The organism is Nocardia sp. NPDC051833 (assembly GCF_040681225.1).
GTDB lineage: Bacteria > Actinomycetota > Actinomycetes > Mycobacteriales > Mycobacteriaceae > Nocardia.
Window position 1 is genome coordinate 22,157 of record NZ_JBFAYK010000005.1, and the last position, 13,481, is coordinate 35,637.

At 72.2% G+C, this 13,481-nt stretch carries 10 protein-coding genes; 9 read left to right on the forward strand and 1 reads right to left on the reverse strand.

The genetic code is table 11. From position 1 onward, the window contains the following. Window positions 1-35: 35 nt before the first annotated feature. From nadA to AB0L91_RS30895, 4 genes are all read left to right on the forward strand, one after another. Window positions 36-1,073: a quinolinate synthase NadA gene (nadA, locus tag AB0L91_RS30880; RefSeq protein WP_365016028.1), complete on the forward strand. Its 1,038-nt coding sequence runs from the start codon at window positions 36-38 to the stop codon at window positions 1,071-1,073. A gap of 37 nt (window positions 1,074-1,110) precedes the next feature. Beyond that, window positions 1,111-2,769, forward strand: coding sequence for an L-aspartate oxidase (locus tag AB0L91_RS30885; RefSeq protein WP_365016029.1), 1,659 nt, complete (start codon window positions 1,111-1,113; stop codon window positions 2,767-2,769). A 118-nt stretch (window positions 2,770-2,887) separates the two neighbouring features. Beyond that, entirely contained in the window at window positions 2,888-3,748 is an 861-nt protein-coding gene (gene nadC, locus AB0L91_RS30890; RefSeq protein ID WP_365016031.1) for a carboxylating nicotinate-nucleotide diphosphorylase, read from the forward strand. 50 nt (window positions 3,749-3,798) lie between these two features. Next, entirely contained in the window at window positions 3,799-4,569 is a 771-nt protein-coding gene (locus AB0L91_RS30895; RefSeq protein ID WP_365016033.1) for a phosphotransferase, read from the forward strand. A 195-nt stretch (window positions 4,570-4,764) separates the two neighbouring features. On the opposite strand, the gene AB0L91_RS30900 is transcribed toward AB0L91_RS30895, so the two are convergent. Beyond that, entirely contained in the window at window positions 4,765-5,946 is a 1,182-nt protein-coding gene (locus AB0L91_RS30900; protein ID WP_365016035.1) for a winged helix DNA-binding domain-containing protein, read from the reverse strand. 138 nt (window positions 5,947-6,084) lie between these two features. Here AB0L91_RS30900 and AB0L91_RS30905 point away from each other — a divergent pair, with 138 nt between their 5' ends. The 5 genes from AB0L91_RS30905 (at window position 6,085) to AB0L91_RS30925 (ending at window position 13,461) form a co-directional block, all read left to right on the forward strand. Further along, window positions 6,085-8,178: a TRAP transporter fused permease subunit gene (locus tag AB0L91_RS30905; protein ID WP_365016037.1), complete on the forward strand. Its 2,094-nt coding sequence runs from the start codon at window positions 6,085-6,087 to the stop codon at window positions 8,176-8,178. Window positions 8,179-8,210: 32 nt separating this feature from the next. After that, a complete protein-coding gene (locus AB0L91_RS30910) occupies window positions 8,211-9,200 on the forward strand; it encodes a TAXI family TRAP transporter solute-binding subunit (RefSeq protein ID WP_357350851.1) in 990 nt (329 codons plus the stop codon). Window positions 9,201-9,273: 73 nt separating this feature from the next. Then, window positions 9,274-10,266 (forward strand): prolyl oligopeptidase family serine peptidase, encoded by a 993-nt coding sequence (locus tag AB0L91_RS30915; RefSeq protein WP_365016039.1) that lies wholly within the window; start codon window positions 9,274-9,276, stop codon window positions 10,264-10,266. 88 nt (window positions 10,267-10,354) lie between these two features. Beyond that, entirely contained in the window at window positions 10,355-11,248 is an 894-nt protein-coding gene (locus AB0L91_RS30920) for an arylamine N-acetyltransferase (protein WP_365016041.1), read from the forward strand. Between the two features lie 152 nt (window positions 11,249-11,400). Further along, window positions 11,401-13,461 (forward strand): acyltransferase family protein, encoded by a 2,061-nt coding sequence (locus AB0L91_RS30925; protein WP_365016043.1) that lies wholly within the window; start codon window positions 11,401-11,403, stop codon window positions 13,459-13,461. Window positions 13,462-13,481: the final 20 nt, after the last annotated feature.

Consider the following 13,481-nt stretch of genomic DNA (forward strand, 5'->3'; position numbering starts at 1 on the left):
GCGAGGAAGCCGTTCGCACGAGGAAGGGAGCCACCATGGCGACGACGACCGCGCAGCCGACGCTGATGGGTTCGGTCTTCGACGGACCCACGGGGTACACGGGTGTCGAAGCGACGCCGGAGTGGGCGCAGGAGGTGCGGCGGCTGGCGCGTGAGCGCAACGCCACGATCCTCGCGCACAACTACCAGCTGCCCGAGATCCAGGACGTGGCCGACCACGTCGGTGACTCGCTGGCCCTGTCGCGGATCGCGGCCGAGGCCGAAGAGGACACCATCGTGTTCTGCGGCGTGCACTTCATGGCCGAGACCGCCAAGATCCTGAGCCCCGCCAAGACGGTCCTCATCCCGGACCAGCGCGCCGGCTGCTCGCTGGCCGACTCCATCTCCGCCGAGGAACTGCGTGCCTGGAAGGCCGAGCACCCGGACGCGAAGGTGGTGTCCTACGTCAACACCACTGCCGAGGTGAAGGCGCTCACCGACATCTGCTGCACGTCGTCCAACGCCGTCGACGTGGTCGCCTCGATCGACCCCGACGTCGAGGTGCTGTTCCTGCCGGACCAGTTCCTCGGCGCGCACGTCAAGCGCGAGACCGGCCGCGACAACATGCACATCTGGGCGGGCGAGTGCCACGTGCACGCGGGCATCAACGGTGACGACCTCACCGAGCAGGCCCGGACGCACCCCGACGCCGAGCTGTTCGTGCACCCGGAGTGCGGCTGCGCCACCTCGGCGCTGTACCTGGCGGGCGAGGGGGCGTTCCCGGCCGAGCGGGTGCACATCCTGTCCACCGGCGGCATGATCGACGCGGCCAAGGCCTCCACGTCGAACCAGGTGCTGGTGGCGACCGAGGTCGGCATGCTGCACCAGCTGCGCAAGGCGGCACCCGGCATCGACTTCCAGGCCGTCAACGATCGCGCCTCCTGCAAGTACATGAAGATGATCACCCCGGCCGCGCTGCTGCGCTGCCTGGTCGAGGGCGCCGACGAGGTGCACGTCGACCTGGCGATGGCCGAGGCGGGCCGCGCCTCGGTGCAGCGGATGATCGCGATCGGCAACCCCGGCGGTGGGGAGTGACCGCGCCGCTCGTCGCGCGGCCGGTCCGGTAACGACCATGACGGCGACGGTTCCGGTCTCCTGGGAGGCCGAGGTCGACCTGGTGGTCATCGGCGGTGGCGTCGCGGGGCTCACGGCGGCCCGCACGGCGTCGCTGCGCGGGCTGCGGGTGCTCATCCTCAGCAAGGGCGGGCCCACCGACACCTCGACGCAGTACGCGCAGGGCGGCATCGCGGTCGTCGCGCCGCGGGGCGATTCGGTCGACTCGCACGTGCGCGACACGGTCGAGGCCGGTGCCGGGCTGTGCGAGGTCGAGGCGGTGCGCTCGATCGTCGAAGGCGGGCAGGCGGCGGTGGCCGCGCTGACCGACCTGGGCGCGGTGTTCGATCTGGGCCGTGACGGCCAGATCTCGCGCACCCGCGAGGGCGGGCACAGCACCCGCCGGATCATCCACGCCGGTGGTGACGCCACCGGCGCCGAGGTGCAGCGCGCGCTCAACGCGGCCGGGCTGCCGGTGCTGTTCGGTGCCGCCGCGTTGCGTGTGCTGACCGGTCCCGCCGGTGTGCGCGGCGTCGTCGCGGTGTCGGACAACGGTTTCGGCGTCGTGCGCACCCCCGCGGTGCTGCTGGCGACCGGTGGGCTCGGCCAGCTCTACGCCTCGAGCACCAACCCGCCCGGCGCGACCGGCGACGGCGTGGCGCTGGCGCTGTGGGCCGGTGCCGCGGTGGCCGATCTCGAATTCGTGCAGTTCCATCCGACCGTGCTCTACACCCCCGGCGGCGTGGGCAGGCGGCCGTTGATCAGCGAGGCCGTGCGCGGGGAAGGCGCGATCCTCGTCGACGCCGAGGGTGCTTCGGTGACGGCGGGCGTGCATCCACGCGGTGACCTGGCGCCCCGGGACGTGGTGTCGCGGGCCATCGCGGAGCGGATGCGGGCGACGGGGACCGATCACGTGTTCCTCGACGCGCGCCACATCGACGGCTTCGCGCGCCGGTTCCCGACGATCACCGCATCGTGTCTGGCGGCGGGGATCGACCCGTCGGCGCAACTGATTCCGGTCGCGCCCGGCGCGCACTACCAGTGCGGCGGGGTGCTGACCGACACCGACGGGCGGACCGAGGTGCCGGGGCTCTACGCCGCCGGTGAAGTGGCCAGGACGGGGTTGCACGGAGCGAACCGGCTGGCGTCCAACAGTCTGCTCGAAGGGCTGGTCGTGGGGGAGCGAGCCGGTTCGGCCGCCGCCGAGCGGCTCGGCTCACCGACCGGCGGCGACGAGATCGCCGCGTGGACAGTGGAATTCGCGGACCGTGCGGTGGTCCAGCAGGCGATGACCGAACACGCCTCGGTCGTGCGCGACGGTGCCGGCCTCGGTACCGCCCTCGCCCGGATCGACGCGGCGCGGTCGGTGGTGTCGCCCCTCGATGTCGCCGCACCGCAGGCGGTCCAGCCGCTCGACGGAACCGGTCCCGGAGAGGGCGTTTTCGACGCGGCGCGCACGCTGCGCCGGATCGAGGACGCCGCGCTGACGCTGACCGCCCGCGCGCTGCTGGTCGCGGCCGCGGGCCGCGCCGAGAGCCGTGGCTGCCACACCCGCTCGGAGTACCCGGGTCCGGTCGAGGGCCTGCGACACAGCACGGCGGTTCGCCTCGGCGCGGACGGAGCGCTCGCGCTGTCCGCCGTCGCGGTCGATGCCGCGATGTCGATCGGCGCGCGGTGACCAACCACCCTGCGGCAGGCCGCGGCACCGGCTGCCGCACAAGCAATTCCGGCGTACCGGTGAGGATCGCCGCTGGATCGAGCGGGCGCGCGACGCGCCCGAGAACAGGAGTGCAGTGATGGCTCTGGATGCCGCCCTCGACCGCGAGGAACTGCTGACGCTGATCCGTTCCGCGCTCGACGAGGACCTGCGCTACGGACCCGACGTCACCACGGTCGCGACCGTGCCCGCCGACGCGGTGAGCAAGGCGTCGGTGGTCTCGCGTCAGCACGGCACCGTCGCGGGTCTCGATATCGGCCTGCTGGTGCTCGACGAGGTGATCGGCGCGGGGGACTACACCGTCACCGACCGGGTCGCCGACGGCACCCGGGTGGAGCCGGGCACCGCGGTGCTGAGCATCGAGGCGCCGACCCGCGGTCTGCTGACCGCGGAGCGGACCATGCTGAACCTGGTGTGCCACCTGTCCGGTATCGCGACCGCCACCGCGGCCTGGGTCGACGAGGTCGAGGGCACCGGCTGCGCGATCCGCGACAGCCGTAAGACGCTGCCCGGGCTGCGCGCGTTGCAGAAGTACGCGGTGCGGGTCGGCGGCGGTGTCAATCACCGGATGGGCCTCGGCGACGCGGCGCTGATCAAGGACAACCACGTCGTCGCCGCGGGTTCGGTCGTGAACGCGCTGCGTGCCGTGCGCGAGCTGGCCCCCGAGATCGCCTGTGAGGTGGAGGTCGACAGCCTCGAACAGCTCGACGCGGTGCTGGCCGAGAACGTCGAACTGGTGCTGCTCGACAACTTCCCGCTGTGGCAGACCCAGGCCGCCGTGCAGCGTCGCGACGCCGCGGCGCCCGCGACGAAGCTCGAGTCGTCGGGCGGTCTGTCGATCGAGCAGGCCGCCGACTACGCGCGCACCGGGGTCGACTACCTCGCCATCGGCGCGCTCACGCACTCGGTGCGGGTACTGGACCTCGGCCTGGACATGTGAGGCCGTCCCGGGTCCGAGAGCGCCGACTATCGGTGCTCTACCGTGAGGCAGTGGAGTTCTCGCAAGGGTGGGACAGCCTCGCCGTCCTGATCGACGATCGCTGGGTCGAGCGCAGGCCGCGGCGGCCCGACGTCGCCGATCAGCTCCGGCGCGAGACCAGGTTGCTGCCGTGGCTGGCACCACGACTGCCGCTGGCGGTCCCGGTGCCTGCCGTGGTGGGTGAATCGCCGCTGGTCGTGCGGCACGCGCTGGTGCCGGGCGTGGCGATCGAATCACCCACCGCCGAGCACGGTCTCGCGATCGGCGCGTTCCTTCGCGCACTGCACGGCAGCCCCGCCGACGACGCGATGCGGCACGGGTTGCCCACGGCGGCCGAGACCAGGGACGACCGGGCGGCGACCGTCCGGCGGTTCCGGGCCGAGGTCGTGCCGATGCTTCCGGCCGATCGCCGTGCTCGGGCCCTGGCGATTCTCGACGCCGCACAGGATCTCCCCGCCGACACGGTCGTGCACGGTGACCTGGGACCCGAACACATCCTGGTCACCGGCGACCACGTCACCGGCGTGATCGACTTCGGCGACACCCATCTCGGCGACGCCGCGATCGACCTGGCCTGGCCCCTGTACGGCGCACCGGCCGACTTCGCCGCCGCCGTCGCCACGGCCTACGGCGTCACCGACGCCCTGCGCCGCCGCGCCCTGATCTGGCACCAGCTCGGACCGTGGCACGAAGTGACCTACGGCGCCGACATCGATGATCCCGAGACCGTGCGCAGTGGACTTGCCGGAGTACTCGACCGACTCGACCTCACCGCTGACTGACTCAGCGCAGCGCACTCAGCGCGGGCTGCCAGTCGTCTCGGCATCATGTGGTCGGCGCGTCGCCGAGGACGTAGCAGCGGATGTCGTTCTCGCCCTGCGGAAGTCACGAACCAGTGTGCCGTCCAGGGGCGGATGCCTTCGCGTTACTCATCGTGGTGTCGGCCCGGATCGGGCAGCTGCGCGCCGCGCCGGTGGCTAGGCCGTGAGTTCGCGTTGGAGCGGCGTGCGGAAGCGGGGGATGGCGCGGATATCGCCGAACCACGCGGTGGTGCGGTCGGTTTCGGCGTCGATGAGCTTCTTCGCGTCGGCGCCGACATCCTCGAGCAGATGGGTGACGACCTCGCCGTCGGGGCGCTGGGCCCAGCCGCCGACGATGCGGCCGTCGGCCCAGATGGTGGGGCCGATATTGCCGTTGCGGTCGAACAGGGCCGGGGCGTGCGGGCCGAGGAACCAGTCGCGGGTCTGCCAGCCCATCGGGGTGGGGTCCAGGGCGGGAAGGAGGGCGGCCCAGGGCTCGGGGGTGGGGTCGGGGGCCAGGTCGTCGGCGAGGACGATGCCGGTGGTGCCGTCGTCGAGGTCGACCTCGACGACGTCGAGCTCGGTCAGGGTCTTGCGGACCTCGCCCAGGGTCCAGCCGGTCCACCACTTCAGGTCGGTCACCGGGGCGGGGCCGAACGCGCGGAGCCACTGCCGCACCAGCTCGACCCTGGCCTCGGCCGCGGGGATCGGGGAAAGGTCAGGGGGAAGCCAGGTTTCGGCGGGGGACCAGGTGTACTGGCTGCTGGTCCAGCTGCCGTTGGGGCGGCCGCGCACGATCCGGCCCTCGGCGCCGAGCACCACCAGCACCCAGGTGGTGATGCTGGTCGGCTTCGAATACGACTTGCCCGGCGACGGATCGATCTGGGTGCGCAGGCGGGGGACGTCCTTGCTCAGCTGGGCGCCGGTGGCCGCGCCCCGGGTGAGCAGCGCGGCGTGGGTCTCGGCCTCGACATCGGACAGCCACGCCTGGACATCGCCCTCGACGACACCGGCCTGCTCGATGTAGCGGCCGTAGGCCTTGCGTTGCTTGATCGCCAGCGCGTCGCAGCACGAGGACTGCAACACCGGGACCAGCTCGGTCGGCGCCACGAACATGGTGCGGCGCATGGCGAGCAGACGCACCAGGGCACGGTCGTCGTAGAGCGCGCGCTCCACGTGGGCCGGGGTGAGGCCGACCCCGCGCGCGCCGACCGACAGATAGACGGTGGCGGGATCGGTGGCGTGCAGCACCACCATCGAGCGCGCGATCTCGGTCGGCTCGGCCGACCGGGTGGACGGCGCGAGCCGATGCCTGGTCGCCAGACGGGCCCGGCGCTGCGCGGTATCGATCGAAGGCATGCGCGGATCGTAGGCGGGCCCACCGACATTCCCGCGTGCGGCGTCGCCCGAACGGCGGGAGTTCTGTCACTTTTGTCCAGAATTCCGGGTCGCCGTTTTCGCCGCCGGGCGCGGGCGGGTGTTGTTATCGTCGCGCTCATGAGCGCAGCGCCACCGGTCGTGACCTCGGCCGAACTCGGCGTCGACGACCAGGAACGCCCGGCCCGCACCCTCACCGGGTTCCCCGCCCGGCTGGTCGGCGTCGTCGCGCTCGCGCTGGCGGCGCTGGCGCTGTGGCAGGTGTTCCGGCCGCTGCCGCAGGGCAGTCAGTACTACCTGGTGGTGTTCCTCGCCATCGCCCTGCCGCTGGTGTTCCTGAGCTACCGCTCCGGCTGGGGCAGGCTCGACCGGGCCGACGCGCCCGCCCCGCTGGACTGGGTGCTGGCCGCGGTGACCCTGTTCGTGTGCCTGTACCCGGTGCTGCCGTTCACGATCGGCGACGGCGGTGGCGGATACGACGCGTTCCTCGATCGGCAGGGCATGCTGGCCCCGGTCGACGTCGTGTTCGGCGCGGTCCTGCTCGTCCTGATCCTGGAATCCTGCCGCCGCACCACCGGGTGGATCCTGCCGCTGGTCTGCCTGGTGTTCCTGGCCTACGGGTACTACGGCGGTCTGCTGCCGCAGAGCTGGGCCATCGCGCACGCGGGCCTGGACGTCGACCAGATCGTCGACGCGCTGTACAACTCCGGCAGCGGCTTCTACGGCACCCCGCTGGACGTGGCGGCCAGCTACATCGTGCTGTTCACCCTCTACGGCGCCGTGCTCGAATTCTCCGGTGCCGCACGGTTCTTCGTGGATCTGTCGGTCTCGCTGTTCCGGCGCTCGCACAGCGCGGCGGGCCGTACCGCGGTGGTGTCGGGCTTCCTGCTCGGCACCGTCTCCGGGTCGGGCACCGCGACCGCGGTGAGCACCGGCGCGGTCACCTGGCCGATCCTGCGCCGGGCGGGCTACCGGCCCGAACAGGCGGGCGGCATGCTCGCCGCGGCGGGCGTCGGCGCGATCCTGTCGCCGCCGACGCTGGGCGTCGCGGCGTTCATCGTCGCCGAATACCTCGATGTGTCGTATGTGACGGTGCTCGGCTGGGCACTGATCCCGACGCTGCTCTACTACCTCGGCATCCTGCTCTCGGTCGAGATCGACGCCCGCCGCATCCACGCCGAGGGTCGCGCACCGGCCGACCTCGCCGACGGCCCACTGCCGACCCCGTGGTGGAAACTGCTGGGACGCTTCGGCTATCACTTCTCCTCGCTGATCGTCATCGTGGTGCTGCTGCTGGCCGGGATGAGCGCGACGCGCGCGGTGGTCTACGCCATGGTGCTCGCGCTGATCCTGGCCGTGCCCGACCGGATCCTGCGCGCGCGAGCCGAGGCCGCGGCGGAGCAGTCGCCGGCGCGAACGTGGTCGGCGCGGGAGGCGGGGCAGTTCGGGCTCGCGGCCCTGCGCACGCTGTCGCTGGGCATGTGCGCGGCGCTGCCCGTGGTCGCGGTGTGCGCGGCGGCGGGCGTGATCACCGCGATGACCACCAAGACCGGCCTCGGCGCGCAGCTGGCGTCGCTGCTGGTGCGGGCCGGTTCCGTGCTCTCCGACGACCCCGCCGTCGTGCTGGCGACCACCGCGGTGCTGGCGGCGATCGCGCTGTCGCTGCTGGGGCTGGCGGTGCCGGTGACGGCGTCGTTCGTGATCGGCTGGGTGATCATCGGACCCGCGCTGCTCGATCTGGACGTCGCCGCGCCCGCGGCCGCGATGTTCGTCTTCTACTTCTCGGTGCTCTCGGAGGTGACGCCGCCGACCGCGCTGGCCGCCGTCGGCGCGGCCGCCGTCACCGGCGCGAAGGCGATGCCGACCATGTGGGCGGCCCTGCGCTACGCGCTGCCCGCGTTCCTGGTGCCGCTGATGTTCGTGCTCACCGACGCCGGTCAGCACCTGCTCGGGCGCGGCGCGCTGACCGACGTGCTGTGGGTGAGCGCGGCCGCCTGTGTCGGTGTCGCGGCGCTCGCGGCGGCCACCGGGGGCTGGTTGTTCGGGATCGGCGCGGTCGGGCCGGTGCCGCGCGGCCTGGCCGCCGCGGCGGGCCTGACGTTGCTCTACCCGAACCCGACCGCGACCGTCCTCGGCCTCGCGGTGCTGCTCGTCGCCGTGCTCGCGGGCGTCGTCGACCGGCGGCGACGCCGACCAGCCACGGCCACACCGTGAGTCGTGGATCCACGCAGACGAGAGGGGACCTCATGGTCAGAACAGTTGTCGCCGTGGTCGCGGTGTCCGCCGCGGCCGCGCTGCTCACCGGATGTGGTGGCAGGCAGGACGCCCCGACCACCGACGCGGGCGGCGCCGTCACCTGTGAGGTGACGCAGGACACCAGGATCGGCATCGCGACCGGCAATGCCACCGGCGTCTACTTCGCGCTCGGCAATGCCTACGCGGAGCAGATCTCCGCCGCCACCGACGGCAAGGTCAAGGCCACCGCCGCCGAGACCGGCGCCTCGGTGCAGAACATCCAGCAGGTGGTCGGCGGCACCTACCAGGTCGGCTTCTCGCTGGCCGACTCCGCGGCCGACGCGGTGGCGGGCAAGGGCAGTTTCACCAGCGCTCAGCCGATCCGCGCGCTGGCCCGCCTCTACGACAACTACACCCAGGTCATCGTGCGGTCCGACGCCGGGATCAATTCCCTGGCGGACCTGCGCGGCAAGCGGGTCTCCACCGGTTCGCCGAAGTCGGGCACCGAGGTCATCGCGCAGCGGGTCCTCCAGGCGGCGGGGCTCGATCCGGACAAGGATGTCGCCGCCCAGCGTCTGGATCTCACCAAGACCGTCGACGGGCTGAAGGACGGTTCGATCGACGCGATGTTCTGGTCCGGCGGCCTGCCGACCCCCGGCATCACCGACCTGTTCACCACCGCCAAGGACAAGGTCCGCTTCCTCGACATCACCGGGGTGCTGCCGAAACTGAAGGAGATCAACCCGGTCTACGAGACCGCGCCGATCCCCGCCGCCACCTACGGTCTGACCGCCGATGTGCCGACCATCGTGGTGCCCAACCTGCTCGTCGTCCGCGACGACCTCGACGCGAACCTGGCCTGCGTGCTGACCGAGACCCTGCTCGAGCGCAAACCGCAACTGGTCCAGGCTAATCCGGCCGCCAAGGGCATCGACGCCGCGACCGCGAGCAAGACCGCGCCGGTGCAGCTGCATCGCGGATCGGAGGAGGCGCTGCGCTGAGCAGGCGGCCGCCCGTCGCGTGTCGCGGCACGGTCGGCGGGTCCGGCGCACCGCGACAGCGGACAATCACGGCATGAGGCAGTGGTGCCGGGTGCTCGCGGCAGTGGTGGTGCTGGTCGGTGGGGCGCTCGTGAGTGGGCCGGACGCGCTCGCGCAGCCGGTGTGCGCGCCGGGGGTGAGCGTCGTGCCGGTGGCCATCACTGTCGACGGCGAGCGCGCCACCGGGCGGGTGTACGAGCCGTATCGCTGTGCGCCGGGCGACATCTCGGATGATCAGCTGGTGGTGGCGGTACACGGACACGGCGGCTCCGCGGCCGACTTCGCGCCGTACATGACCTCGCTGGCGCTGGTCGGCGGCTCGCCGATCCTGCTGATGGACCTGCGCAGCGCCGACGGACCGTGGCGCGCCGGGGAGTGGAATCTGTGGGCGGGCTGGCACGACGTGGTCGCCGCGACCCGGTGGTACCGCGACACCCACCCCGCCGTGGCGACCACGGTGCTGTGGGGCTGGAGCCAGGGTGGCATCACCAGCGGCCTGGCCGTCGCGCACGGGCCCGCCGGACTGTTCGACTACTGGGTCGACAACTACGGTCCCGCCGACGATTTCACGATGTGGGCCCAGGGCGCGGCGGTGGATCCCGCGCTGCCACGCCAGATCGAGCGCGACGCGGGCGGCTGCACCCCGATCCGCTGCCCGCTCGCCTATGCCGAGCGCTCACCCGCTCTGCTCGCCGACCGCATGAGCATGCGCCGGGCGTTCCTGATCCACGGCACCGCCGACACCGTCATCCCCTTCACCAGCAGCGTGGAACTGCGCGACGCGCTCACCGTGGCGGGCAAGCCGTTCTCGTTCTACACCGTCGTCAGCGGGCGTGACCTGTCCGGCGCCGTCGTGCCCGGCAACCACGACATCGGGCCCGCGTTCTTCGAGGGCGGGTGCGTGGTGCTGCGTCTGCTCGCAGGCACCGAACCGCTGACACCCGCGGTCGGCGACTACGTCGTCGACGTGGCGGCGGGGGTGGTCACCGCGCCCGCGACGCCCGCGGGCGCGAAATGCGCGGCCTGACCCGCGCCGCGGTCGGCGGTGGAACACCCGCCCCGGCCGGCGCGTTGTCCGGGGAGGTGCCGAACGGATGTCGACCGGAAAGAAGGACATGGTTGGAAAGAAGGACATGGTGACCGAACCGACGCAGCGGGCCGACCGCTGGCAGGGCGAAGACCTGGATCTGGACGCCTACCTGACCCGGATCGGCTACGACGGGCCACGCACACCGACCGTCGACACCCTGCACGCGCTGGTCGCCGCGCACACCACGGCCATGCCGTTCGAGAACCTCGAGATCATCCTCGGGCGCGGCATCCCGCTCGACCTGGCGACCCTTCAGGACAAGATGGTGGCCCGGCGCCGCGGCGGCTACTGCTACGAGAACGTCACCCTCTTCGCCGCCGCCCTGGAACGGCTCGGCTTCGGCGTCACCGGCCTCAGCGGCCGGGTGACGATGGGCTCGCTCGACTCGGGTGCCATCCGGCCGGCCACCCACGCCCTGGTCCGGGTCACCACCGCCGACGACGAGCGGGTGTGGATCTGCGACGTCGGTTTCGGCCGCGGGCCGCTCGCCCCGTTCGAGCTGACCGACGCGCACGGTGAATTCGCGCTGGGTGCGTGGCGCTTCCGGCTCGAGCGCCGCAGCGGCGCGCTGGGCGCGGACCTGTGGGTGCTGCACCAGTTCGGCCGCGACGGCTGGCAGGATCGCTACGCCTTCACCCTGGAACCGCAGTACCGGATCGATTACGCCGTCGGCAATCATTTCGTGTCGACCTCGCCACGCTCGCCGTTCACCACCCGGCCGTTCGTGCAGCGTTTCCTTCCCGACACCCATCACGTCCTCGACGACCTGACGCTGACCACCGAATACCCCGACGGCACCTCGTCCGCGCGCGAGCTCGACCCCAGCGACCTGCCGAAAGTCCTGACCGAGGTGTTCGACATCGACCTCGACGACACCGACGCCGCGGTCCTGGCGACCGCGCCCTGGCGCATCGACTGACCCCTCACATCGACGACCCCGCGCACGGCTCGGCGGTTTGCTTCCACGGTGTCGCTACGGCAAATTGATGGTTACTTGCCGGGAAACACACCCCTGCGCTGTGGTGTGGGGACGAATCTGTGGGGTCGTTGGTGCCGAAGGTGCAATCCGCGTTGCCGGTTCAGCCGGAGGCGACAGCTCAACCCGGACCGCTCGGCGGTCCGGCGGTCCGGCGTCAGGATCTGGACGGACTGCGCGGGGTCGCGATCGCGCTGGTCGTGGCGTTTCACGTGTGGGCGGGCCGGGTGTCCGGCGGCGTCGACGTGTTCCTGGTGCTGTCGGGATTCTTCTTCACCGGAGCGGTGGTCCGCGGCGTCGAACGGCGCGGCGGGGTGGCCGCGGGCGCGACCGCGCGCCGGACCGCCCGCAGGCTGATGCCCTCGCTGGTCGTCGTCCTGGCGGCGATCGCCGTCGCCACCGTGGCCCTGCGGCCCTACACCCAGCTGGGCGAGACCGCGGCACAGACGCTGGCCTCGATGTTCTACGCGCAGAACTGGTATCTGGCCACCGCCGAACTCGACTACCTCGCGCCCGACCCCTCGGTCAGCCCGCTACAGCATCTGTGGTCGATGTCGGTGCAGGGCCAGTTCTATGTGGTGATCCTGGCGGTCCTGGCCGGGTGGGCGTGGCTGCGCCGCCGGGGCGGGGCGGGCCGCCCGACCCTGCTGATCGCGCTGACCGGACTCGGCCTGCTCTCGTTCTGGTACGCGGCGTTCGGCACCGCGCAGCATCAGGCGTGGACCTACTACGACAGCGTCGCGCGCGGCTGGGAACTGCTGGCGGGTGCCGCGCTCGCCGTCGCCGCGCCGTACCTGCGGGTGCCGCGCGCGCTGCGCGGACTCGCGGCCGCGGCGGGTCTGCTGATGGTGCTGTCGTGCGGCCCGATGTTCGACGGGGCCAACCAGTTTCCCGGTGTCGCGGCGCTGTGGCCGGTGGCCGCGGCCTGCCTGGTGATCGCCTCCGGCTTCGGTGCCGCGACGGTGACGGCCTGGCCGAACCGCCTGCTGGCCGGGCGGGTCTGCACCGAACTCGGGGCGCTGGCCTATCCGCTGTACCTGTGGCACTGGCCGATCCTGATCTTCTACCTGGCCGAGACCGGCCGCGCGCACGCCGGACTCGTCGACGGGCTGGTGGTGATCGGCGTCTCGCTGGTGCTGGCCTACCTGACGACCCGGCTGATCGAGACACCGCTGCGGCTGCCCCCGAGCGGGCAGGCGATCGCGGCGGGCGGGCACCGGGTGACCGGCCCGCTGGTCACCGCGCTCGCCGTCGCGGTGCTGGTCTCGGCGGCCGGCTGGCAGGTGGTGCTGCGGGCCAATCCGGCGGTGCCGCCGCAGGCGCTGGACATCGTGCGGTACCCGGGGGCGGCGGCCCTGCTCTCCGGCGCGGAGTACTCGCCGGAACCGATGCGCCCCACCGTCTTCGAAGGCCAGGCCGACACGCCGCCGCCGACGACCGACGGCTGCATCACCCCCAACCGGGAGGTCCGCACCTGCGTCTACGGCGATCCCGACGCGGCCCGCTCGATCGCGGTCGTCGGCGGATCGCATTCCGAGCACTGGATTCCCGCGCTGGAACTGCTCGGCGCCGAACACGGCATCCGGGTGATCTCCTACCTCAAGGAGGGCTGTCCGGTCACCCTCGCCGACCAGCCCTCCTATGCCGAATGGCCGTTCCCCGAGTGTCACGAGTGGTCGCAGGAGGTGCTCGACCGGCTCGCCGCCGAGCCGCCGGACTGGGTGCTCACGCTCTCGACCCGCTACCGCAAGGACGGACTCGGCGACGAGGTACCCGGCGAATACCTCGAGGTGTGGTCGGCGCTGCAGGAGCGCGGGCTGAATGTGCTTGCGCTGCGCGACACTCCGCGCCTGCGCCGCGACGGGGTGCTCTACCGCGCCACCGACTGCCTGGCCCACCGCGGCGATCCGGACAGCTGCGGCCTCGATCGCGCTGCCGCCCTCGCCGCCCGCGACCCGGCCGAGGAACCGGCGGCCGGTTATCCGAACGTCTACCTGCTCGACCTCTCCGATGCCGTCTGCCGGCCGCAGCGCTGCCGGGTGGTGGAGGGCAATGTGCTGATCTACCGCGACGAACACCACCTCACCGCCAGCTACGCGCGTTCGCTCGCCCCCGAACTCGGCCGGCAGATCGGCGCGATCACCGGCTGGTGGTAGCGCGAGCGACCTACGGCCGC